We start from the raw sequence: 23,155 nt of genomic DNA on the forward strand, positions 1-23,155 counted from the left end.
ACGCCATGACCCTCTATCGACGCCGCTTGATCAAGATACGCCGGAAGACGACGGGCCTTGCGCTCGTCGGCCTGATTTCCTTCATCGCCGGTATGACGGATGCCGTCGGCCTTGTGCTGAGCGGCGACTTCGTCTCGTTCATGACCGGCAATACAACCAGGGCGGCCATCGCTCTAGGCAATGGCCAAACCCGGCATGGTCTCGTGCTTCTGGCGGCAATCCTGATTTTCGTCGGCGGTAACGCGCTCGGCGTCGTGCTCGCCCATGCCGCCAGCCGGCCGGCCTTCGTCGTTCTCGGGTGGGTCAGCGTCCTCTTGTCGCTCGCCTCCACCTTCGCATCCCCGTCCAACGTCGTGACGCAGTTCTATCTCGTGGTGCTGGCGATGGGCATGATCAATGCGACGGTCGAACATGTCGAGGGGCTGCCGATCGGCCTGACCTATGTCACCGGTGCGCTGTCGCGTTTCGGTCGCGGCATCGGCCGCCTGATGGTCGGCGACAGGGATTTCGCGTGGACGATACAGATCGTCCCCTGGATCGGAATGCTGGCCGGCGCCGTCGTCGGCGCGTTGCTGGTGCATCAATTTGCAGCAAAGGCCCTGCTGTTCGTGGCTGTCATGGCGCTCATCGCCGCCTTTGTGACACTCATCATCCCTCCTGCCCTGCAGCACCGCTATCGGCAGCGCGTCGCCCGCCAGGCTTTGGCTACAGGACGGGCGCCCTAAGAGGGCTTTTTCACACAGTAAAATCTGTTAGGAAGGCGCGTCGCTGCCGGAGTGCCTGCATGTTCGTGATTTCCAAACTCGTCTGGATCCTGTGCCAGCCTCTGTCGCTCGCCTTCTTTTTAGGCCTCGTGGCGCTGCTTGCAGCACTCCTCCGGCGCCATCGACTGGGCATCGTCTCCTCCGCGCTGTCGGTATCGATCCTGTTCGTCACGCTGTTCACCTCGGCCGGCTCGGTACTGATCGAGACCCTTGAAGACCGTTTCCCCCGCCCCGTCGCCGATCCCGCCACGCTCGAATGCATGATTGTCCTCGGCGGCGGGTTCGCTACCGAGGTCACCACCGGCCGTGGCGGCTACGACCTCAATGCTGCCGGCGATCGCTTCGTCGAAGCGCTCCGGCTGGCGATGAAATATCCCCGTTCCCGCATCCTGATCTCCGGTGGCGACGGCACCATCACAGGCCGCCTCGAGGGCGATGCGATCATAGGCGAGCGGATGTTTGCAGCCTTCGGCATCGACAAAGCCCGCCTCATCGAGGACCGCAGCTCGCGGACAACCTACGAAAACGCCGTCAACACCAAGGCGCTGCTGGCCAGCAATGGTCTTAGCGATTGCCTGCTGATCACCTCCGGCTTCCACATGCCGCGCGCAATGGGGATTTTCCGCAAACTCGATATTCCGGTCGTCCCCTGGCCAGTGGACTATCGCTCGGGCGGCAAAGACACACTGGGGCTAGACGCAACCCAGCCATCGCTCAACAGCGAGCTCCTCGGCATTGCCGGGCGCGAGTGGATCGGCCTTGCCGGCTATTATTTCACAGGCCGTACCTCCGCCCTCTATCCGGCGCCCTGAGCGCGGAGGCATTCGCCGCTTCCAACCTGATCCGACGCCAGTCGCCACTCAGAACGGCCAGTTCTTCGACCCGACGACGCGCTTTTGTAGTGTAGGCTTTGCCGAAACGGTTCTGACGACGCGCTTCGGCTTCTTGGGCACAAAGGTCTTGAAGTCGTTCAAGCCCGGAAAGCGATCCGCGTATTCGCGCTTCAGTGCGGCAACCTTGGTGAAATCCTTGCTTCTGCTCGCAAGGACCGCCTCGCCGATGACGCCTCCCTCGGTCGGCTCCCACTCGACAGATTGCGCGAAAAGCGGTTGTGCTTCCTTCGTGCCCTTGTCTTTCAGCAGTTTCCAACCGAGCGCCTGCGCGCCCAGCGCCGACTTGGCGGCGAAGACGTGGTCCTTGAAGGTCGCAATGTCCTTTTCACTGAGTTGCAGCTTCGAATCCTTGTCAGTCAGTTCGCCCGCAACGATCTCGATATATTCCTTGCGTATGTCGTCAGACTTGTCAGCAAAGCGCGATGCCAGGGCCAATGCGTCGGCAACCTTGTCCAGGTTTCGCAAGGTCAGGATGACGCCTTCGACATTTTTCATGTCTGGGCCATACCGCGTGCCGGCAACGAACCAGGCATTGGCTGCCTGCCACTGCTGCTGGCTGTAGTAATACCAACCGAACAGGCCGGCATCGGCAGCGGACTTTGCAGACTGGACATACGCGCCAAAAGCTTGAAGCTCGCTCTCCGTCGGGCTCTGCGCCAGATGATCGCCGCTGGCAATCAATCCCATTTCCTTGCGCAGATTGTCGAAGGTGAAGTTGGCAAACTCGGATGTCCCGTCAGGCCCGATGCGCGCGAACGCCATCAGCGAATTGGCGCCCGCAGGCGGCAGCAGAGCGCTTGCCTTCTGCATGGTGGCCAGCCGTTCCGGTGCTCCGTCGCACTGGGTCAGGATATACTTGTAGAGGTCGAAGGAACGCGCCATGTCGCCTGTTTTTGCGAGCGCCTCGCCAACCTGCCACATCGTGTTCATTTCGCTGCACGCCAGCAGCTGCGGCTGCTGCTGCGCCGTGGCGACGACCTGGGCCCAGTTGCCCTGCTGGTAGATGCGGTCGATCAGCTTGCGCGTTTCGCCGATCGCCAATTTGGTCATCAGGTCGGCAGATGGCTTCCATTCCGGATTGCTGCTGGCCAGGCGTGCAATTTCGGCGCGCACGCCGGTGAAATTGCCGGCTCCGTACATATCCCACAAAGGCTGTTCGTTGACGGTCGTCGTTTGTGCACTGAAGAGGTCTTCGGACGCCTCCCAGGTTGGGTAAAGCCCTTTCAGCCGGCGTAGCTCTGCGCCGAGCCGCTTCAGGTCGCGGGTCTTGGCATAGTAGCGCAGCGCCGTGTCATCAACCTTGATCTCCGAGGATCCGGGCTGGGGTCCGGAAACGGTCACGTCTTTTGGAGTACCGGCGACCGATGGGCTACCGACAGGAAACTGCTGGGGCATAGGCGCCCTGACCACCGGGGCAGCCGCGGGCGATGCAGCGCCGGAGGCCGGCGCAAACGGATTTTGACCCGGCTCGACATTGACGATAACCGCCTGCGACTGCTGCGGTTTCGCATCAGGCAGGATGACGGGTTGTACGATCGGCTTCGTCGCCGCAGCGGGCGTAACCGTGCTGGAAACGGCATCCGGCATCACTGCATTTGCGCTTTTCGCCGCTGGGACGACGCTGTTGACCCAGCCCGCCCCAAGATCCTCGGCGCTTGTGGTCGAGACGTGAGCGAAGTTCGGAAGCAGCAAGAATGCGCAGCTGCAAAGCAGGACTGTTGTCATTGAAGATCGGGCAGACATCTTGGATACCTTTCTGCAAGTGCGATGAGACTGAGGAGATGCAAGGTCGATGGATAGTAATCGGTCGGCTGAAAAGCGGCGGCATGCACGGCCGTCTTCTCAGCGCCGAGGCTGCAAGCGACGAGATCGACGACAGCGCGATATCCAGGGTCGGGCAACACGGCGACAGGGTCCGCCGTGTCAAGGTCGATGACGGCAGGCTTGCCACCGCTACGCTGCTCGAACGCAGCGTTGAATTTCTCGAGAATGTCGGGGTAATCCCTTGAGAACCAGGCCACGTACATCGGCACCCGGATGGCATCCTGGCCGAATTGCGCGGCGTAGCCTGCTGCCGGTTGAGGTGTCCGCCCCTTCAGCGATATCCAGTCGGATGGCAACTCGGCGGGACCGAAGCGCGCCATCCTGGTGAGTGACAGGCCGGTTGCGATCAGCTGGGTTGCTGGGAACCCAGCCGAGAGATCGCCAAGCTCCTTGATGGCCGGGTAGACCCAGTAGGAAAGATTGACGACAGGCCCATCCGGCTGGTCGTTGGCGCCGAAGCCCTTCGATCCCGGCAGAAGCGCCTTGCCAAAGCTCGTCTCAATAACCAGCCGGCTGGAGATGGCCTCGGCCACTGCCTTGGCGTCCCGGGCATAGGCTGCGTCCTGCCATTTCTGTGCAGCGCGGGCCAGCGCCCAGCCGATCAGCAGGTCTCCGTCCGTGGCGTTGTTGCCGTCCGTGACCCGTGGGGTCGCATTGGGATCCCATCGCCAGGCCGCCAATCCGTCGCCCCGGACATAGAGATTGGCCTTTGTCCAGTTCCACATGCGATCGAACATGCGGCGATCGCCCGTGGATGCGGCAATCAACATGCCGTATCCCTGCCCTTCGCTGTGGCTTACCCCGCCGGCTCGGGTATCGATCACACGGCCTTCAGGCGTGATGTAGTCGCTCCGGTAGAGAAGCCACGATCCCGTAACTAGGTCGTCCGCGATCAGCCCTTCGTCCTGTCCGTGACTGATGCCCGCCGAGCCGGCCAGGGTCCCGACAATCAACAGGGACCTGACCAGCAGTTTTGCCTTCACCATTTCGGACGCCCCAGCTTCAGCAGCAGGAATGTCGAGGCACCGAGGAGAAGTGCGGCGATGATCTGTGCAAGCGTGTATTCCAGTACGTGGTGGGAAAACCAGCCGGCAACGATCAGCCGCAGATTACCCGCACTCGCAGGCTGGGTCTGAAACAGCGCAACCTTGCTCGGCGCGATCTCGTCGATGACCTGTCCGGTCGTCGAAAATGCCTGCACGGATCCATTCAGCCGGGTCCAGGTCGACCGGTCCATGATGGCATCGACGGTTGCCGTTAGCCCCTGTTCGGATGGCGATGCGACAACAGTCCAGACGCCGGCAGCGCCCTTCATGTCTTTCTGTGCAATCAGCAGCGCGGTTTCCGCCTTGGGCTGGTAGCGGACTTCTTCCGGCTGGCCCATGGCCGAGACTTCGTGGCGCAGCTTGTCGATCTGCGCCCCGACGCGATCGGTCAGGACAGTCTTGATCTGACCGACATATCCCAGCATTTGCCCGGTGACGTCGCCATCGGTGCCTGTGGCCGGCGCTGTGTCTTTGGTATTGCGGAACGAAAGAGCAGACGCGACCTCTTGCGTCGGCGCATTGATGGCCGGTCCCGGGCTTGTAATGCGGGTCGAAAGATCGAGGCCCGTCGGCGTCACAACATCGGAAGGAAGCTGGCTGAACGTGCCAAACGCCATGACATTCGGCTGATGAACATCCGGCACCGTGGCAGTGACGTTGACCGGCAGTATGTGGCCGGAAGAATAAGCCATCTTGGCCATGAACGAAGCGGCGGCACTGAGCGCGGTCGAGTTGAGGTTGGGTACATAAAGCGCGATCGGCGCACTGCCCACCCGCTCGTCGAAGGCACTGCCGGAGACCAGGGCGGCAATATCCGGATAGCGGCCGACGCGGGCGAACTGCGGAACCTCAAGGAAGCTCTTGCCGAGCACCAGCAGGCGCGGACGGTCCTCTCCCCCCTTACCGACGGGATCGCAGGTCACGTCGGCAGGAACGGGAAGCCGGGCTTCGAACTGGATGGTATTCTCGCCGGGACGAAGCTTGCTGAGTGGCACCGGAAGACGCTGGTCGTCGATCAGGCCGCTGCGACTGGAACCGAGATTGATATCGGCGACCGTCTCATCGTTTGCCCGCACGATCAGCTCCGCATCGCGCGAAAGGTTTGCGGCGTACTGTGCGCTCAGGTGCAGGACGAGGGAGCCGTAGTCGCCGGGATAGAAATCCGACGGCATCGAAAAGTTGATCTGCTGCTTGTAGAGACGGCCCGAAAACGGTTCGGCAATCAGGCCGAGGTTACGCAAGGGCACTGTCGAGCCCGGCGAAAGCAGGCGACCCTTGCTGTTGGCCAGCGCCCTCAGCCCCTGTGGGGTCCCGTCCGACTGACCCTTTTCCGCCTCGGCCTTGAGGATTTCAAGCGATGCATCGACATCGGCTGCGGTCCGGCCCGTGACCACGAGGGTCTGACCCTTGCCGTGTCCGGCCGGCAGCACGTTGATACCGTCCTTGAGGATTGAATCTGCCTGCTGGCCCAGAATTTCGGCAACGGTGCCCCGGGTTCCGACGACGACGCCGATGCTGCGGTCATCCGCCGCCTGCTGGCCGATCGATACCGCAGGACGGTCGAAATTGCCGATGATCGTCAAGGCTTCGATCGCCGTGATGGTGCGATTGTAGTCGGTACCGGTTGCGCCGGGGGCGATCGAGCCCTGGATGGCGGTGCGACCATCGATCATGCCGCCGCGGGCGATCAGATCCGGCATCGTGTCGCCCATCAGCCTGCCGCCTTCGGAAAATACAAATCCGCTGCGCTCTGGATCGATCTGCGTCCACAATTCGTAAGTTGCATCGATCGAGCAATCGACGCGGTGCTTCTGGTCCACAAGGATGGAGACGGCATTGTAGCCCGGCTGGATGACGCCGTTCGGCACCTTCATCTCGACGCGATACGGTGCGCCTGACTGCAGCTTGATGGAACCGACATCTTGGTCGTTGACGAAAACGCGCATGGAGGAGTTTTCCGGCGCAGCGGAAATTGCCGTCTGCATCCAGAGAACAAGTTTAGCCGAGCCTGCGATTTCCGAGGGAAGCGCATAGAACGGATATTCGTTGCTGGTGCTTTCCCCGTTGAAGAACATCCCCCGGCGGTCGGCGCCAATGCGGCGAAGGTTACGGTCGTCGGTTTCAACGGACATCTTGTCCGAGGAGTTGGCGGCAGGTGCGGTGCCCAGCGAAAAAGCTTGTTGCGAATGGGCGAGCGAGGCGTCGCAAACCACGGCGAGCGCAGCGCCGGCAAGGGCGAGCTTGTAACGAGCGAGGGAGTTCATTTCGCACCTTCCTTGAGGTTCGTTTCGACGAAAGATTTGGCCACGTTGTTGTTGGCGGGAGCTTTGTCCTGCGACGGCTGGCGACGGGCGCCTGCCGAACCGCCGACCATCGCCAATCCGAGAGCCTTGATCGGGCTGGTCACTGCCCAGCGCATCAGCACGGCCGTTGCGACGATGATGTTGCGTCGTTTTTGTCTGCTCGACCGGTTCGCACGTACATCGCTGAGATCGCTGAGGATCAATTCTGCGATGACCGGGTAGTGATGCGGTTCCGGATCGAATTTCAGCGTCAGAACCTGCTGGTCGAGCGCCGGCTGCGCGGCGACGGTGATCGGCATGGATGTGACGATCATGCCTGAACTCGGCTTGACCACCGAAAGCCTGCCGTAGTCGCCCTTGCGCATGGCCTGGGCGACGCCCTTCGGCAAGGTGACAGTGGCGCCGGCAGAGGAGGCCTTGTTGACAACGCCGTGGATAGTGGCCTGGGCAAAGGTCAGTTCGACGTTGACCTTGGACGGCAGTTCAATGCCGGAAACATCGTTGCGACGTTCGGTAATGACGCCAAGCGCAGCACCGGCAATGATGAGATTGAGCAGGTTCCACGCGCCGACGATCAGCAGCAGATTGCCGATTTCAGGCTCGGTATTGTAGCGATAGGCGGAGAAGGCGAGCGTACCGGCGAGGATGGCGAAGATCACGAAATAGGGCAGCGAAAGTTCGGAAACGCGCTCGCCCGTCGTGTTCTGGCCTTTTGCCGTTACGTTGAAGGTTGGCCTGCGCGGATGGAGCACGACGCCGACGATGGCACGGAAAAGATAGACTGACTGCAGATATTCATAGAGTTCGGAAATCCAGGGCCAGCGAACGCTGCCGTAGAGATAATTGCGGATCAGTTCGCTGACGATGAGATAGGTGATCGTGTGGGCGATGAAGTCCTCGGATGAGGCAACGAAGATCTTCATGTTGAGCAGAATGAAGAGCAGCGGTGCGATGACGAAGACTGCGCGGACAAAGGGAAAGAACCAGAAGAGGGCACTGGACAGGTAGCAGATGCGCTGGGCGAAGCTCAGTCCGCTTTTCAGCAGCGGGTTCTTGAGCAGAAGGATCTGGACCATGCCGCTGCACCACCGGGTGCGCTGTCCAATGAAGCTGGAGAAGGTTTCGGGCTGGAGGCCGGACACCAGCGGCTTGTCCACATAGACGCTGTTCCAACCACGCGAATGCAATTCGAGCGCGGTCTCGCAGTCTTCCGTGATGGTAATACCGGAGAAGCCGCCGACTTCTTCCAGGGCTTCGCGACGAAGAACCGCCGCCGAGCCGCAGAAAAACGAGGCATTCCAGCGATCGAGGCCCTTCTGGATCTTTCCGTAGAACATCTCGTTCTCGGACGGCATCGTCTTGAAAGTATTGAGATTGTGCTCGACCGGATCGGGGTTCGAGAAGAAGTGCGGCGTCTGCACCAGGAACAGGTTCTCGTCCTTGGCGAAATAGCCGACGGTCTCGAGCAGGAAATTACGTTCCGGCGCATGGTCGGCGTCGAAGACGACGATCAGTTCGCCATGGGTGTTCATCAGTCCGGCGTTCAGGTTGCCGGCCTTGGCATGGACGTTTTCAGCGCGCGTCATGTAGGTCACGCCGAGATCGGCACAGAGATCCTTGAGCATGGCGGCTCTGACTTTCGCAGCCTCGGCGACATCGGCATTGTCGGAAAACCGCTTCTGTTCAGTGCCACCATCGTCAAGCAGGAAAACCTTCAGCTTGTCCTGCGGATAATACATGGCTTTTGCAGCCGAGAGCGTCAGCGCCAGGATATCGCTACTCTCGTTGTAGGAGGGCACGAAGACGTCGACGCTCGGGGCATCCTCGTCGCTCAGCCGTGGCGCATCTTCGCGCTCCAATGGATCAGAAATAACAAAAAGGCTGATAGCGAGCATCACGACGCAGTACATCTCGGCGAGATAAAGTATAATTGCCGGAAAGAAAGAGTACAGATCATCCATGGAGGGAAGTGTACTTGTCGTACGCCAGTATGCGTACCTCAAAATGACGATTGAACCCAAAGCCAAGAAAATGTGGCGCCAGATCCCATCCAGCTTCAAAAGGCTGATGACCAAGAGAACAACAATGATGCTCACAGAAAGAAAAAGCTGCACCGAGTTACCCAACGGCTGGGTAATAAGGAATGCAGCAAACAATGCACTCAGCATCCATAGAAAAAATGTCGCAATCTTACTCATTACGCCGCCTCATATGTTAACAAGTTGTTTGTGTTAACAAATGATTGACCAGAATAACCGATCGTTCAACAGGAAATTATCGATTAAAAATTATAGCGATTTTTACTAAAATACCGCATTAGAATATGCGTCGCATAAACCGCCATAAAAAATGAAATTTTACTAATTTAGGCGTATTTTTAGATGAAAATTTTTAATTAGAAGTCACTTTCTCGATAATGCTATTTTATAAAAGTAGTTAATTCCCATGGTTGTTTTGGCTCAAAATCACACGAAAAAAGATAGTTGCAGCACAATAGTTTTTCCCGCGCCTAGCAGAACCAAATTTATCCCTGATATCAGCTATGAATTGCGGCTCAAAATGACTGCCTTCCTACTGCTCTTTTGCCGCTTTAATAAGCATTTATATTTTTAGAATAGGCCCATTAAACTACCGCTCATATATCCGGACTCTGCCATCCAAGAGTTAAACCAGCACCAATGATCCTGACTCACCTCCAAGTCCGGAGTTATTTCGCAAGGCAAATATAAAAATTTGAGGATCGGCACGTTTCTTTGATTGGAGCAATCGTTCGAAAATAGAATGACCCAACGCCATTCCTGCCGCTTTAGCGTTCATCTCTCGACATCAGAAAAGCAGCGTCACATATCCGCTCTTCTTCTCAAAAAGCGGTTGAACATATCGAACTACGATGACGATATCAGCCTTGCTTCTTGCCCGTCGCCGCCGGCTTTGCCGCCTCGCATCCCCGTGATCAAAGGCTCTCCGGCAGTAACGGAAAGTATCGTCTTATCGCCTGAGGGTCCGTCCGTGATGGTTCATCGGGGACGTAGCAACGACTTTAAGGTTAATCGACCCTGTATGTTCGTAAGTTAAAATAAACTTATTCTTCATTTTAGTCATCTAGAAGGTTCTTAAATAACTTTACGAATTATGGCGCAAGCGACGGGTCGTTATCATGAAAAATATCTCGATTATTGGAAAATTCCTGTCCATCATGGCGTTGTTCGGCGTCTTTGCCATCGGGGTGGCGAGTTATGCTGCTTTCCAGATCAAGGCAACCGATACGGCCTACAGTAATCTTCTGGATCACGAGACAATTGCTGCGCTGTACTCCGCTCGCGCAAACAGAGCCCTGCAGGGCTCACGCGCTGCAATCGGCGACTTGCTGATAGCCCGGTCGGATGAAGCCAACGCGAAGGCTTCGAAGGAATTCCAGACCCAACATGATAATTTTATCAAGTACATGGATCTGGCGATCGCAGCCCTGCCTTCATACAAGGACGCGCCGTCCCTCAAGGCGGATAGCCTGGCGTTGATCGATAATACGTGCGGCAACACAGTTGCTCTTGCCAAGAAATCAACGACGGCGGACGATATTTCGGCGAGCCAGGAAGTATTCCTGAAAGAATGCCAGCCAGGTTTCGCAACCTTGTTGCCGCGTTTCACGCAAATGGTGGACACTATCTCTGCTGCAAGCAGCCAGAATAGCGACGACCTCACTGTATCGTCCAATCACACGGCAGTTCTCACCATCGTCGGTGTTGTCGGCGGACTTCTGGTTGTCCTTACGATTGGCTTCTTTGCAATCCGTTCGTGGCTTGTGATGCCGATCCGGGGCCTCGCCGAGACGATGGGGACGCTCGCCGGTGGCGATCTGTCTGCGAACGTTGCCGGTACCGAGCGCCGTGACGAAGTCGGAACGATGGCAAAGGCCGTTCAGGTCTTCAAGGACAACGGTCTGCGCAGCCTCCAGCTGGAGCAGGAAGCAGCCACTGTCCGTAACACAAGCGAAGCCGAACGTGCCCGCACTGCAGAGGCGGACCAGAGGCGTGCGAGCGAGATGGCGCAGGCCACGTCCGGTCTTGGCGAAGGCTTGCAGCATCTCTCCAGCGGCGACCTCACCTTCCAGCTCAACGAACCGTTTGCGGCTGCCTTCGAAGGCCTGCGGTCGGATTTCAACAACACCGTCGAACGCCTTCGCGAGACACTCTCGTCTGTGAGCCAGGCAACCGGCTCGATCGACAGCGGCTCCCGCGAGCTTAGCCAGAGCGCCAACGACCTTTCCAAGCGGACCGAGCAGCAGGCTGCGGCCCTTGAAGAAACTGCAGCCGCCCTCGATCAGATCACCACCAATGTCGCCAATTCCTCCAAGCGTGCCGAAGAAGCCCGCTCGGTGGCAATCGAGGCCAACCAGTCAGCCCGTCAATCCGGCGAGGTCGTCTCCAATGCTGTCGATGCCATGCAGCGGATCGAGCAATCCTCCACCCAGATCTCGAACATCATCGGCGTCATCGACGAAATTGCCTTCCAGACAAACCTTCTCGCCCTGAATGCAGGCGTCGAGGCGGCACGTGCCGGCGAGGCCGGCAAGGGTTTTGCCGTTGTCGCGCAGGAAGTGCGTGAACTGGCTCAACGCTCAGCGCAGGCAGCAAAGGAAATCAAGGGTCTGATCCGCAATTCGGCAACCGAAGTCGAAAGCGGCGTCAAACTGGTGACCGCCACTGGCGAAGCCCTCAAGATCATCGAAGGTCAGGTCATTTCGATAAACACCCAACTCGACGCTATCGCGACATCCTCGCGGGAACAGTCGATCGGACTTGCCGAAGTCAACACGGCCGTCAACCAGATGGACCAGGTGACGCAGCAAAACGCCGCGATGGTCGAGGAAGCCACGGCGGCCAGCGTCTCGCTAGCAGACGAGTCCGACAAGCTTCGCCAGTTGATCAGCCAGTTCCAGCTCGGACGCAGCGCTCCCTCCACGACAAGCACCAAAAGCAGAATCACCAGCCATGCTCCAACCCCGATCCACGCCGGCCAAAAGCCCGTCTCATCGCCGGCAAGACGCATGGTAGGCCAGGTCGCAAAAGCTTTCGGCCTCAACACCGCCGCCAAAGCCGAAAGCTGGGAAGAGTTCTGAGACCAAGCCCAAGGGCCTGTCAGCCACTCCGAAGGGCCCGTATCACCGATACGGGCCCTTCGCGTTTCATCTCTCCAGCCGCGCCACCATAAAGGCGTCGCAAAAGCCGCCTTGATCTCAGCCACGGCAGCCTTGGGCTGCTTTCGTCTTGTTGGGGTGCGGGAAGATCTCTCCCTCGAGCGCGTCACTCGACGACAGCAATGAGCGGCATTCAGGTTGCAGTCGAATGCCTGCCGCCTTCAGCCAAGCCGATCCACGCGACAGTCACGACGATGGTAGAATAAATACGGACTGGTGATGAGGGCCCCAAGCCAGAGACGGCTCTGTCGGCGATGCTCGGCCGGCGGGACTGCTAGTTGGGCACCGCGGCAAATAACGACATGGCGAGCCAGAAGCCCGGGAAGGACCGAAGCGAGGTTGAGATAGCCGAGGCGCGGCATCGCCTGCAGTCATCACCATAACTTCGGGAGACCTGGTGATGCTGCGAGCGGTGAAGCAAGTGTCCTGCCGATGTTTGCAGGTTCAGGTTTTTCGAGCGTAACCCTCTCAGGGTGGCATCGGCAGCGGCGGTTAACCGCGCATGAGCAGGGTCAATCGGTTTCAGGCCCGGCTTCGCCTGGGGCGTGCGGCTGGTTAACTGGGTGACCCAAGCTCCCGGATGCGCTTATGGCTGCATGTAGCGGAAGTGGGCGCAGAGCTCACCACTAGACATGCTATTCACGCGGCTGAAGAGCTTTTGATGACGGGCGAGTGTCCGCCATTTACTTCGAAGAATGCAGCACGGATCGTGCAAGGAATTGTTCCCCGATAACCTCGAGGCAAGCTCGCCCGGCCTCGATAGCCGGGCGACTGCCTGGGGTTACGATGCCAGGGCGAAGGGTTGGTGGCCGTGGGAGCGTTGGGTGCGGAAACGGCCGATCATGTTGGCGAGATTTTCCGTTTCCTGGCTCAGGCCTTGGGCTGCGGCGGTCGTTTCTTCCACCATGGCGGCGTTTTGCTGGGTGACCTTGTCCATCTGGTCCGCTGCGGCAGAAACTTCGCGGAGGCTGGAGGCCTGTTCGCGTGCGCTCGTCGCAATTTCACCGACGGTTCCGCTCATAGCGACGACCTGCTGGACGATTTCCCGAAGCGAAACGCCGGACTGGCTGACGAGATTGACACCCGTGGCCACCTGCGTCGACGAGGCGGAAATCAAAGTCTTGATCTCCTTTGCAGCGCTGGCGGAGCGTTGGGCGAGCTCGCGGACTTCCTGTGCGACGACAGCAAAGCCCTTGCCGGCCTCACCGGCGCGCGCTGCCTCGACACCTGCGTTCAGCGCAAGCAGGTTGGTCTGGAAGGCGATTTCGTCGATAACGCTGATGATATTGCCGATCTTCGACGAGGAAGCCTGGATTTCCGTCATGGCCTCGATGGCGCTTGCGACGATCTCGCCACCCTTCTCGGCGTTGATACGAGCGGTCGCAACTGTCGTCTGTGCAAGGCTTGCACCCTCCGCAGTTCCGTTCACGCCACGCGTCACGTCTCCGAGTGCAGCAACGGTCTCCTCGAGCGAGGCTGCCTGTTGCTCTGTTCGCCGTGCGAGATCATTCGAGGCCGTGGAGATTTCACTCAGTCCGGAGCGGATCGTGCTGACGGCATGGATGACCGACTGGATTGCCTCTGCAAGAGATGCGACGGAGTTGTTGAAATGGTCGCGGATCGTCTCGTAGCGGGCGTCCACCGCCCCGACGCGGACCGTCAGATCGCCTTGCGACAGCGCGTCGAGCCCGGCTGAAATCTGCTGGAAAGCGTGCTCCATGGAGCGTGCATCGGACAGACGCTCGGATTCCTGACGGAGCCTCTCGTCTTCCGCTGCAATGCGGCTGCGCTCGGCGTTTGCTTCCGCGATCAGCTTGGCGCGGCCGGTCTCCTGGAAGATTTTCAGCGATCGCGCCATGGCGCCTAGCTCGTGCTGGTATTCCGTGCCTTCGACGGCGATGGTATCGTCGCCGCGTGCCAACCTCTCCATGGCAAGCGCCATGCTGCGCACTGCCGCAGAGATGAGGCGGCCGATGGCGTAGGAGAGAACCAACCCAACGAGAATGAGCATCGCGCTGATGACCAGCGTCTTCGTCGTGGCGGATTGCACGGTGCTTTCCACCGAGCCGTCCAGCGCCGTTTGCGAGTTGGTGATCGTCGACTGCAGGTTCTTGAAGCCACTGGCAATTTTCGGGGCGAGGACATCGAGCTCGCCTTGCCGGATCGCATTGCTTGCGAGCAGCACATCCTTCACGTCGCCGAGACGGGCGGTGTAGTTTTGCATGAGGCGAGCAGCCCCGGCGATACGCTTTTGCTGCAATTCGTTAGGCGCGATTTTTCCGAGCGCCGTATTGCGGTCGACCGCCTCCTTCAGCGCAGCCTGTGCACTTTCATAGGCTTGGAGATCGTCGGCGTGGACGAAGCGTTCGGAGAAATAGAGGCTTCGGTTGAATGCCTCCAGAGCGTCGCCCGCCAGATGAAGGGTGCTGACGTCACCCTGTCTCCAAGCGCTGCGCATCACGTCGTTCAGCGCTATGCTCGTCCATGGTCCGAACTGGGTGACCTTGCCGATCAGCGCATCTCGCTTGGTGTGGAGTGCGACGATCTTTTCGAAGGCCTGGCTGTAGGTGCCGATCTCCGCACGGATCTCGACCATCTGCTGCTGCAGTTCCCGGTTGCCGGACAGACGCGGGTCGTCAAGCGAAAATGCCTTCACGCCTTCTTTGAAAGACTGGACGACGGCGGCGCTGGGATTAGTACGGAAGCTTTCTGCGGCCAGCTGGATTTCGTGCAGCCTGTTGCTGTAGTCCGAGACCGCGACGCTCTGTCCAGCGGTGGCGCGGTAGGAAGTGAACATCGAAGCGAGACCGCTCATGCCATTGATCGCGCTCAGCGACAATACGCTCATCAGCAGGATAAGAGGCAGGAAGCCAACGGTAATTTGGGTCCGGATACCCAATTTTTTCCAGATTTTCATGTGATTGATCCTTGGCTATCTTACTGGCTCTTAGGCAGATATTTGGCGACGTTGTCGGCGGTCACGAGTTCGAACGGGATGTAGATTGTCTTCGGCACGCTCTCGCCCTTGATCAGTTTCAGCGCCGCGTCCACCGATCCTGAACCCTGCCCTGCCGCGTTTTGCAGGATCGTAACGTCCAGATCACCGCGCACGATGGCGGCCAGTGCGTCATCGGTGGCATCGACCCCGGCGACCACCACTTTATTCATCGGCACGTTGGCCTTCTTCAAGGCCTTGATTGCTCCCAGAGCCATCTCGTCGTTGTTGGCGATCACGGCATCGAACTTGACGCCGGCAGTCAGCCATTCCTGCATTTGAAATTCGGCAAGCTGCGGCGACCAGTTTGCCGCCTGCCGCTCGACGACATGGATCTGCTTGCAGTCATCCGTCGCCAGCACTTCGGCAACATCTTCCGTCCGCTTGCGAGCCGCCGCATGAAACAGCTCCCCCATCAGGATGACCACATTGCCCTTGCCATGCAGTTGCCGGCACACTTCCTTTGTCTGGAGCGTGCCGGAATCTTTCTCGTCCGAGGCGACGAGGGTCTGCTTCTCCGGGAGTTCGGCGAGGTTGGCTGGCTCGTTGTTGACGTAGACCAGCGGAATTTTTGCATCGCTGGCGATCTTGGAAAGTTCGGCACCCATGTCACCGTCAGCGGGACCGACGATCAACGCGTCGACCTTGTCCGCGACGAATTTTTTGACGGTTTCCATCTGCTTTGCGGCATCGCCACCGGCGCTTTCCATCGTGATCTTGACCCCGGGTATCTTTGCGCCGTGATCGGTGATGCCAGCGGCAAGCGCCGTCTGGAACTTGTCCATATTGGCCATGGAGACACCGATGGTCTCAGCCGAGGCGGCACTGGAATAGAGACAAGCTATAGTTAGGATGAGGCGAATTTTACACATGTGAATCACCAGTTGCGACGTTCTTTTCCGCACACTGGTTCAAATTATTTAAGTAAATGTTGATTTCAATTTTTAACGAACTTGAAGTTAATGTTATTAAAATAACAAACGACTTTGTCGTTGTAGCTTCATGATAAATGTCAATTTTTAGAGAGCATAATTAAAATATATCATGCGCTTATTTACCAGTGATACGCCGACAACGAAGCATTCCATGAATACGGAAATATGGATGCTGCCGGTATATTGCAGCGAGTATCAGGATAAGCACTAAATTATCTTAAAAATTTGGATATCTTCGTGGATAGGCGCCCGTATCTACAACAAGGGAGGCCCGGTGTATCACGCACAGCGGAATGCGGTGCTCACTCCAGCCATGCCGCATGCTGTCGTAAGAGAGGATAGTCTGCGGCAGGCATCCGGGGCGATCATCGTTTTAGGTTCGTCTTCGCAAGGTCCACGAGCTGGTTCGCCCTTCCGTCAAGCACCGCAGCCATCATGAAGAGGCCGAAATTGAAGGCCTCGCCGAATGTGGTCTTCGGTGGCATCACCAGCTCCTGCCGGGCGCTGACCACATCGACGATCACCGGACCGTCATGGGCCAGTGCCTCCCGCAACGCTGCTTCCAGATCCTCCGGCCTCTCCACCCGGATACCCCTTATGCCCATGGCTTCAGCCATCGCCGCAAAGTTGGGGTTCTTCAGGTCACAGCCTACATCGAGGAACCCGCCCGCCTTCATTTCCATCTCGACAAAGCCAAGCGTACCGTTGTTGAGGACGATGACTTTGACCGGCAGCTGCATCTGGGTAAGGGTGATGAAGTCGCCCATCATCATGGTGAAACCGCCATCGCCCGACATCGATATGACCTGGCGTTCTGGGAATGCTGACTGGGCACCGATGGAGTGCAGCAGAGCGTTCGCCATAGAGCCGTGATTGAAGGAGCCGACCAGCCGGCGCTTGCCGTTCATCTTGAGATAGCGAGCCGTCCAGGCGATCGGGGTTCCCACGTCACAGGTAAAGATGGCGTCCTCGGCCGCCAGTTCGCTAACCAACCGCGTCAGATATTGCGGATGGATTGTGCCGCTTTCCGGATCGGGCACCGCCAGCGCATCGAGTTCGTTGCGCGCCTTCGCGTAGTGGGCAAGCGCATTGTCGAGAAAGCGGTGGTCGGTCTTTTCCGTCAGATGGGGCATCAGCAGCTTCAACGTCGACCCCACATCGCCCAGTATGCCGACATCCAGCCTGCAGCGGTTGCCCAGCGCTTCCGGCCGGACATCGACCTGCGCGATCAGCGCCTTTTCGGGATAGAACTGACGATAGGGAAAATCGGTGCCGAGCAGAAGCAATGCATCGCATTCCTTCATGGCAGCGTAGCCCGAGGAGAAGCCGACGAGGCCGGTCATGCCGACATCGTAGGGGTTGTCGTACTCCAGATATTCCTTGCCCCGGAGCGAGTGGATGATCGGAGCTTTCAGCCGGGCTGCAAGCTCGACGACCTCGTCATGCAGCCCGGCGCACCCCGCGCCGCACATCAAAGCCACCTTTTTCGAGGAATTCAGGATTTCCACGAGCTTGGCGACCTCCGACGCGTCGGGGATCACCTTCGGCATCATCGGCGTGAGCCACGCCGGCACGACTGCCTTGGTCTGCTTCAGGGCGACGTCGCCCGGAATGACGACGACTGCCACGCCTTTCCTGCCAACCGCCACCCTCATCGCCCGGGCAAGGATCTGCGGAAGCTGGTCGGGATTCGATACCAGCTCGACATAGTGGCTGCATTCCCTGAACAGATGCTCGGGATGCGTTGCCTGGAAGTAATCGATACCGATTTCCGAGCTCGGGATATGCGCTGCAATTGCGAGCACCGGCACCCCGCTGCGGTGGCAGTCGAAAAGGCCGTTTATGAGGTGCAAGTTGCCGGGGCCGCAGCTGCCTGCGCAAACGGCGAGTTCGCCGGTCAGATGCGCCTCGGCACCGGCTGCGAATGCAGCACCTTCCTCGTGACGGACGTGCACCCAGTCGATCGTCTTCAGGCGCCTGAGAGAATCGGTAAAGCCGTTCAGGGAATCGCCGACAACGCCGTAGATGCGCTTCACCCCCTGCTGCTGGAGGGCCTCTGCGATGTAATCGGCCACCGTTCTTGACATCGAACTCTCCTGTCTGGTTTCAAAATAACCTAGGCGGGTTCCGCTGGACGGCAAGGCAGCTCGCACGCGCGTAAAACGCATATCGGGGATGCATTATAGCCAGGAACCCCAAGCTCAGGCTTGCAGGGCTGCGGCCGGCAAGTCGGTCAGAAGAAAGCGCCGGCCGTTTGGGGCGAACCTTCGAGCGCATGCCCCATGAATTCCAGCGCGCCTTTCAGCGTATCGCGACGGATCGGGCCGCCGAGGCAGACGCGGACGGCCTCTTCGGCCGGACCGTCGACGGTGAATGCATCGCTGGCAACGACGCCTATGCCGGATGAGCGCATATGTGTCCCGAACGTCGAACGCGTCCATCCCCCGGTGAGCGGAAGCCATATATTGAAACTGATGGGATCGCTCTTGTAGCTCCCCGGCGGCAGGAGTTCCGCGACAAGCGCCTGGCGGGCTGCGGCCTCGGTGCGGATGAAGCGAAGGATGCTGTCGGCCGTTCCGTCCTCGATCCAGCGTGTGGCAAGGGCGGCAGACAACGGCGACGCCATGACGCTTGCCGCACGCATGGCACTGGCGAAGGGCCACGCAGCCTTGGTATCCGGCACCACGACATAGGCGAGACGTAGGCCTGCGCCGATGCACTTTGCCAATCCGCCGATATGCCAGGTGAGATCCGGCGCCATGGCGGCAAGCGGTGCCGGACTGTGCAGGGGAATGAACCCGTAGGCATCGTCCTCGACGATCGGGACATGATATTTGCGGGCGACCGCGCAGATTTCTTCCCGGCGCTTCTCGGGAATGGTCAGGGTCATCGGGTTTTGCAGCGTGGGATTGAGATACAGCGCCTTCGGCTTGCCGGTCTTGCAGACCTCGGCGAATGCGGCCGGAATAATGCCTAGCTCGTCCATTGGCAGGCCGACCAGATTGAGGCGCAGCTGGGCTGCGATCGAACGCATGCCGGGATAGGTGATATTTTCCGAAAGCACCGTTTCGCCCGGCTTGGCGAGAAGCCCGAAAATCGCCAGAAGAGCCGGATGTGCTCCGGGCGTTACGAAGATTCGCTCCTGGGACGGCACCAGACCGCGCCGACTAAGCCAAGACGCCGCCGCTTCCTTGTCGATCCCGGCACCTCCGAAACCTTGATAGCGCAACAGCGGGATCAGGTTGGTGGCAACAGCGGAAAGCCCTTCCTGCATGCGGGCGAGAAGAGCCGGATCTTCCGGCTCCGGCGGCATGTTCATCGAGAAATCGACGACGGATGTGCGCCGGCTATCGAGCGCGGCATCGGCGATGAACCCGCGCCGTTCTTTTTCCCGTCCACCCGTCACAAAGGTCCCGCGTCCCACATGTGTGGTGACAAGACCGCGCTTCTGCGCCTCGACATAACCGCGTGCCACCGTGGTGAAATCCATCGACAGCTGTTTTGCGAGTTCGCGTTGTGGCGGAAGCCTGTCGCCGACCAGAAGCTTGCCGCTTCTCAAATCCATTTCGATGACGTCGGCGATCACCATGTAGCGGGGACCGTTGCTGCGGGAGAGATCTGGGAGCCAGGTTTTCATGGAGGCTCGTGGTTTTGCAAGATTGACTGCAAATTGTTGCTTTCCAGATCCGACGTGTCAACCACACCAGCCACGTAAAAATGTAATTATATCGCACGTAGGCCCTTCCAGTCTCGCGCCCGCGACGCCTCAAGCTTTTATTGACTGTATATTGACTGCACCAAAAGTAGTTCGATAAGCACGGATTTTTGGCAGACGATTGCCTTGGATATGACGAGGCAATCGCTCGGATTGAAAAATTGACTGGTTTATTGACTGCAATTTTGGCCCTTTTGAACGTATATTAGGCATAAAGCGTACTGGCACGTCCTTTGCAAATGAAAGATGGCGCCCATCGCAGGGCCGACGTCAAAACAGGAGCCAAACATGCCAGCAATCACAGCACCGGCCCACGCCGACGGAGACTTCTTCGTCGATTACGAAGAAAAGGTTTTTGAGGACATCCAGGCCAACGAGGGCGAAAAAGCGCTCGTCACCTTCCACACCGTCGCCTTCGAAGGGTCCATCGGCCTCGTCAACCTGCTGCAGGCCAAACGCCTGAAGCGCAAGGGCTACGACACGTCCATTCTGCTCTACGGCCCGGGCGTGACGCTCGGCATCCAGCGCGGCTTCCCCAAGCTCGGCGCCGAAGCTTTTCCGGGGCACCTCAATTTCAATAACCAGATCAAGGGTTTCCTAGAGGAAGGCGGCAAGGTCTATGCCTGCCGTTTCGCGCTGCAGGCCCTTTATGGCCACGGAGAGCCGGCACTGATCCCGGGGATCACGCCCATCAGTCCGCTGGATGTGCTCGACCTGATGTTGATCCACCGGCGCGCCGGCGCGGTCATTCTCGACACCTGGACGCTCTGACCCAGCAAGCGCTGCCGATCTCGGCAGTCCATCCCGGGAGGCGGATCGCCTTCGCCTCCTTCCCTCAATCCAAGGAATTCGTCATGGAGAAAAGCAGAACTGTCCGGGCAGCAGCCGCGCAGATTGCACCGGACCTGACCTCGCGGGACAAGACGCTCGCCCGCGTGCTGGAAACGATCCGCGAAGCCGCCTCGAAGGGCGCCGAACTGATCGTCTTTCCCGAGACGTTCGTCCCTTGGTATCCTTACTTTTCCTTCGTGCTGCCGCCTGTCCTGTCCGGCCGCGAGCATGTCCGGCTCTATGAAGAAGCTGTCACCGTCCCGAGCGCCACAACGGATGCGGTTGCCTCGGCCGCGCGCGAGCACGGCATTGTCGTCGCTCTCGGCGTCAACGAGCGGGATCGGGGCACGCTTTACAATACGCAACTGGTGTTCGACGCAGATGGCACCCTCATTCTGAAGAGACGCAAGATCACCCCGACCTTCCATGAGCGGATGATATGGGGACAAGGCGATGGGTCCGGCCTGAAGGTCGTGGACAGCAGCATCGGTCGTGTTGGCGCGCTGGCCTGCTGGGAGCATTACAATCCGCTCGCCCGCTACGCGCTGATGGCCCAGCACGAGGAAATTCACGTCGCGCAATTTCCCGGTTCCATGGTCGGTCCGATCTTTGCCGACCAGATGGAGGTGACCATACGTCACCACGCGCTGGAAAGCGGCTGTTTCGTCGTGAATTCCACCGGCTGGCTGTCAGACGAACAGATCGCCTCGATCACACCGGTCGAGGGTCTGCAGAAAGCACTGCGCGGTGGCTGCATGACGGCGATTATATCACCCGAGGGCAAGCACCTCGCTCCGCCGATTACGGAGGGTGAAGGCATCCTGATTGCCGATCTCGACATGAGCCTGATCGTCAAGCGCAAGCGGATGATGGACTCGGTCGGTCACTACGCGCGCCCCGAGCTGTTGCATCTGGTGATCGACGACCGGCCGACTTCTCCCATGGTCACCTCATATCCTTCTCTCGAAACCGCACCGGCAAGGAGCACGATCGATGAACACCACACGTCAGCTTTCGACGGAAACCCTGATCAACGAGCTGCAGTCGTTCGGCGCCAGGCTGGTTGATCCGAAGGCCGGTCACGAAAGCCGTCGCGGTGGCGCCGGTCCTTCCGACCACAAGGCGCTGACGATCGACGGAATGACGGTGATGGTCCCCGTGCACACCGCGCCGGCGTTCGAAAGCCCCTATCTCGTGGAAAAGCCGGATGAGACCGGAAACAGCCGCATCAGTCGCGATGGCGTTGTCATCGGCGAGGTGTCCTTTCCCCTGCGTCCACGTTTCTACGATTTGTCGACTGCAGACGGCGTCCCCTACTCGCAGATCGCCGTACTCCATGGGCGCGACGTGCTGGCGACAACTGTGCTGCAGACCTGCATTCGCTACCAGAGCCGGACGAAAACCTGTCAGTTTTGCGCCATTGGCCAGTCACTCGCGGCAGGCCGCACCGTCGCCCACAAGACGCCGGCGCAACTTGCCGAGGTCGCAAGGGCCGCCGTCGAGCTCGATGGAGTCAAGCACATGGTGATGACGACCGGCACGCCGAAAAGCGACGACCGCGGTGCTGCGGTGCTTGCGGAAAGCGCCCGCGCCATCAAGGCCGCAGTCGATATTCCGATCCAGGCACAATGCGAACCGCCGGAAGACGACATCTGGTTTTCGCGCATGAAAGACGCCGGTGTCGATGCGCTCGGAATGCATCTGGAAGTCGTCACACCCGAGCTGCGGGCGCGGATCATGCCCGGCAAGGCGCAGGTCAGCATCGAGAAATACATGGCCTCGTTCAAGGCAGCGGTCGATGTCTTCGGGCGCGGCCAGGTCTCGACCTATATCCTGGCGGGCCTCGGCGACACGCGCGAAGCGATCCTCGATATCTGCAGGGAGCTCGTCGCGATCGGTGTCTATCCCTTCGTCGTGCCCTTCGTGCCGATCTCCGGAACGCCTCTCGAAAGCCACCCGGCCCCGAAACCGGAATTCATGCATTCGATCCTCGGGCCGCTGTCGAAGATGCTCGTCGAAAGCGGCCTCAAGGCGGTCGATATCAAGGCTGGCTGCGGCAAGTGCGGCGCCTGCTCCGCTCTTTCGACCTATGAAAGGATGCTGACCAGATGATGATCGAACCATTTGCACCCTTCCGCACCGGTGAATTCCAGGTGAAGTTCGCGACATCCGACTGGGAGCGCCGCCGGGCCCATGCCCTTCGTCGCGACGTCTTCTGCCGTGAGCAGAAACTCTTCGATGGCGACGATCGCGATGAGATCGACAATCACGCCATCCCCATCGTTGCTCTGTCGATGCTCGGCATAGCTGCCGACCGGCTCGTAGGGTCGGTACGAATCCATCAGGCAGAACCGGGCCTCTGGTGGGGCTCGCGACTTGCCGTGCATGAGGATTTCCGCAGGATCGGCGCGCTGGGCGCGACGTTGATCAAGCTCGCCGTATCCTCCGCCAACGCCATGGGCTGCCACACGTTTCTCGCCAACGTGCAGATCCAGAACGGCCTGCTCTTCCGCCGGCTTCATTGGGATGTCGTCGAAGAGTTCGAGATATATGGAAAACCGCATCTGCGCATGAAAGCGGACCTCGCTTACTATCCGCCGTGCACGACGCCAAAAGCCGGTTTCGTCGCTCTTGCAAAGAGAGCCGCGTGAC

General features: G+C 59.2%; 15 protein-coding genes. 7 read left to right on the forward strand and 8 right to left on the reverse strand.

What is annotated here, in order from left to right; genetic code table 11:
* Positions 1–5 precede the first annotated feature (5 nt).
* The gene (locus tag J5289_RS17730) at positions 6–725 is read left to right on the forward strand and encodes a YoaK family protein (protein ID WP_209182143.1); all 720 of its coding nucleotides are present in this window, start codon (positions 6–8) and stop codon (positions 723–725) included.
* 59 nt (positions 726–784) lie between these two features.
* Positions 785–1,576, forward strand: a complete 792-nt coding sequence (locus J5289_RS17735) for a YdcF family protein (protein WP_209182144.1) — start codon at positions 785–787, stop codon at positions 1,574–1,576.
* Positions 1,577–1,624: 48 nt separating this feature from the next.
* Here the strand turns inward: J5289_RS17735 and J5289_RS17740 are convergent, their stop codons facing one another.
* From J5289_RS17740 to bcsA, 4 genes are read right to left on the reverse strand one after another with little or no spacing between them, the layout of a single operon-like run.
* Positions 1,625–3,382, reverse strand: a complete 1,758-nt coding sequence (locus tag J5289_RS17740) for a hypothetical protein (protein WP_209182145.1) — start codon at positions 3,380–3,382, stop codon at positions 1,625–1,627.
* Complete coding sequence (locus J5289_RS17745; protein ID WP_209182146.1) at positions 3,379–4,467, reverse strand: glycosyl hydrolase family 8; 1,089 nt, start codon at positions 4,465–4,467, stop codon at positions 3,379–3,381. The genes J5289_RS17740 and J5289_RS17745 overlap by 4 nt, the downstream gene beginning before the upstream one ends.
* The gene (locus J5289_RS17750; protein ID WP_209182147.1) at positions 4,461–6,791 is read right to left on the reverse strand and encodes a cellulose biosynthesis cyclic di-GMP-binding regulatory protein BcsB; all 2,331 of its coding nucleotides are present in this window, start codon (positions 6,789–6,791) and stop codon (positions 4,461–4,463) included. Before J5289_RS17750 ends, J5289_RS17745 begins: the two co-directional genes overlap by 7 nt.
* Positions 6,788–9,028, reverse strand: coding sequence for a UDP-forming cellulose synthase catalytic subunit (gene bcsA, locus J5289_RS17755; protein WP_209207647.1), 2,241 nt, complete (start codon positions 9,026–9,028; stop codon positions 6,788–6,790). Before bcsA ends, J5289_RS17750 begins: the two co-directional genes overlap by 4 nt.
* 959 nt (positions 9,029–9,987) lie before the next feature.
* Between bcsA and J5289_RS17760 the strand changes: the two genes are divergently transcribed.
* A complete protein-coding gene (locus J5289_RS17760) occupies positions 9,988–11,949 on the forward strand; it encodes a methyl-accepting chemotaxis protein (RefSeq protein ID WP_209182149.1) in 1,962 nt (653 codons plus the stop codon).
* Positions 11,950–12,808: 859 nt separating this feature from the next.
* On the opposite strand, the gene J5289_RS17765 is transcribed toward J5289_RS17760, so the two are convergent.
* The 4 genes from J5289_RS17765 to J5289_RS17780 form a co-directional block, all read right to left on the reverse strand.
* Positions 12,809–14,944, reverse strand: a complete 2,136-nt coding sequence (locus J5289_RS17765) for a methyl-accepting chemotaxis protein (protein WP_209182150.1) — start codon at positions 14,942–14,944, stop codon at positions 12,809–12,811.
* A 20-nt stretch (positions 14,945–14,964) separates the two neighbouring features.
* On the reverse strand, positions 14,965–15,894 hold the full coding sequence (locus J5289_RS17770) for a substrate-binding domain-containing protein (protein ID WP_142831553.1): 930 nt from the start codon (positions 15,892–15,894) through the stop codon (positions 14,965–14,967).
* A 428-nt stretch (positions 15,895–16,322) separates the two neighbouring features.
* Positions 16,323–18,044, reverse strand: coding sequence for a ubiquinone-dependent pyruvate dehydrogenase (gene poxB / locus J5289_RS17775; RefSeq protein WP_209182151.1), 1,722 nt, complete (start codon positions 18,042–18,044; stop codon positions 16,323–16,325).
* 146 nt (positions 18,045–18,190) lie between these two features.
* Entirely contained in the window at positions 18,191–19,594 is a 1,404-nt protein-coding gene (locus tag J5289_RS17780; protein ID WP_209182152.1) for a PLP-dependent aminotransferase family protein, read from the reverse strand.
* Positions 19,595–19,960: 366 nt separating this feature from the next.
* Between J5289_RS17780 and J5289_RS17785 the strand changes: the two genes are divergently transcribed.
* From J5289_RS17785 to J5289_RS17800, 4 genes are all read left to right on the forward strand, one after another.
* On the forward strand, positions 19,961–20,443 hold the full coding sequence (locus tag J5289_RS17785) for an MSMEG_0572/Sll0783 family nitrogen starvation response protein (RefSeq protein WP_142831556.1): 483 nt from the start codon (positions 19,961–19,963) through the stop codon (positions 20,441–20,443).
* Positions 20,444–20,526: 83 nt separating this feature from the next.
* Positions 20,527–21,570: a Nit6803 family nitrilase gene (locus tag J5289_RS17790; RefSeq protein WP_209182153.1), complete on the forward strand. Its 1,044-nt coding sequence runs from the start codon at positions 20,527–20,529 to the stop codon at positions 21,568–21,570.
* The gene (locus J5289_RS17795; protein ID WP_209182154.1) at positions 21,497–22,615 is read left to right on the forward strand and encodes an MSMEG_0568 family radical SAM protein; all 1,119 of its coding nucleotides are present in this window, start codon (positions 21,497–21,499) and stop codon (positions 22,613–22,615) included. Before J5289_RS17790 ends, J5289_RS17795 begins: the two co-directional genes overlap by 74 nt.
* A complete protein-coding gene (locus J5289_RS17800; protein WP_209182155.1) occupies positions 22,612–23,154 on the forward strand; it encodes an MSMEG_0567/Sll0786 family nitrogen starvation N-acetyltransferase in 543 nt (180 codons plus the stop codon). The genes J5289_RS17795 and J5289_RS17800 overlap by 4 nt, the downstream gene beginning before the upstream one ends.
* Position 23,155 lies beyond the last annotated feature (1 nt).

The sequence above is a fragment of the Rhizobium sp. B230/85 genome, from assembly GCF_019355735.1.
GTDB lineage: Bacteria > Pseudomonadota > Alphaproteobacteria > Rhizobiales > Rhizobiaceae > Rhizobium > Rhizobium rhododendri.

What these genes read in the sequence shown, in the direction of transcription:
- J5289_RS17795 (WP_209182154.1), top strand. Translation starts at nt 21,497, where the DNA reads ATGAACACCACACGTCAGCTTTCGACGGAAACCCTGATCAACGAGCTG.
- bcsA (WP_209207647.1), bottom strand. Translation starts at nt 9,028, where the DNA reads ATGAGTAAGATTGCGACATTTTTTCTATGGATGCTGAGTGCATTGTTT.
- J5289_RS17780 (WP_209182152.1), bottom strand. Translation starts at nt 19,594, where the DNA reads ATGAAAACCTGGCTCCCAGATCTCTCCCGCAGCAACGGTCCCCGCTAC.
- J5289_RS17790 (WP_209182153.1), top strand. Translation starts at nt 20,527, where the DNA reads ATGGAGAAAAGCAGAACTGTCCGGGCAGCAGCCGCGCAGATTGCACCG.
- J5289_RS17735 (WP_209182144.1), top strand. Translation starts at nt 785, where the DNA reads ATGTTCGTGATTTCCAAACTCGTCTGGATCCTGTGCCAGCCTCTGTCG.
- J5289_RS17770 (WP_142831553.1), bottom strand. Translation starts at nt 15,894, where the DNA reads ATGTGTAAAATTCGCCTCATCCTAACTATAGCTTGTCTCTATTCCAGT.
- poxB (WP_209182151.1), bottom strand. Translation starts at nt 18,044, where the DNA reads ATGTCAAGAACGGTGGCCGATTACATCGCAGAGGCCCTCCAGCAGCAG.
- J5289_RS17745 (WP_209182146.1), bottom strand. Translation starts at nt 4,467, where the DNA reads ATGGTGAAGGCAAAACTGCTGGTCAGGTCCCTGTTGATTGTCGGGACC.
- J5289_RS17740 (WP_209182145.1), bottom strand. Translation starts at nt 3,382, where the DNA reads ATGACAACAGTCCTGCTTTGCAGCTGCGCATTCTTGCTGCTTCCGAAC.
- J5289_RS17765 (WP_209182150.1), bottom strand. Translation starts at nt 14,944, where the DNA reads ATGAAAATCTGGAAAAAATTGGGTATCCGGACCCAAATTACCGTTGGC.
- J5289_RS17785 (WP_142831556.1), top strand. Translation starts at nt 19,961, where the DNA reads ATGCCAGCAATCACAGCACCGGCCCACGCCGACGGAGACTTCTTCGTC.
- J5289_RS17730 (WP_209182143.1), top strand. Translation starts at nt 6, where the DNA reads ATGACCCTCTATCGACGCCGCTTGATCAAGATACGCCGGAAGACGACG.
- J5289_RS17760 (WP_209182149.1), top strand. Translation starts at nt 9,988, where the DNA reads ATGAAAAATATCTCGATTATTGGAAAATTCCTGTCCATCATGGCGTTG.
- J5289_RS17800 (WP_209182155.1), top strand. Translation starts at nt 22,612, where the DNA reads ATGATGATCGAACCATTTGCACCCTTCCGCACCGGTGAATTCCAGGTG.
- J5289_RS17750 (WP_209182147.1), bottom strand. Translation starts at nt 6,791, where the DNA reads ATGAACTCCCTCGCTCGTTACAAGCTCGCCCTTGCCGGCGCTGCGCTC.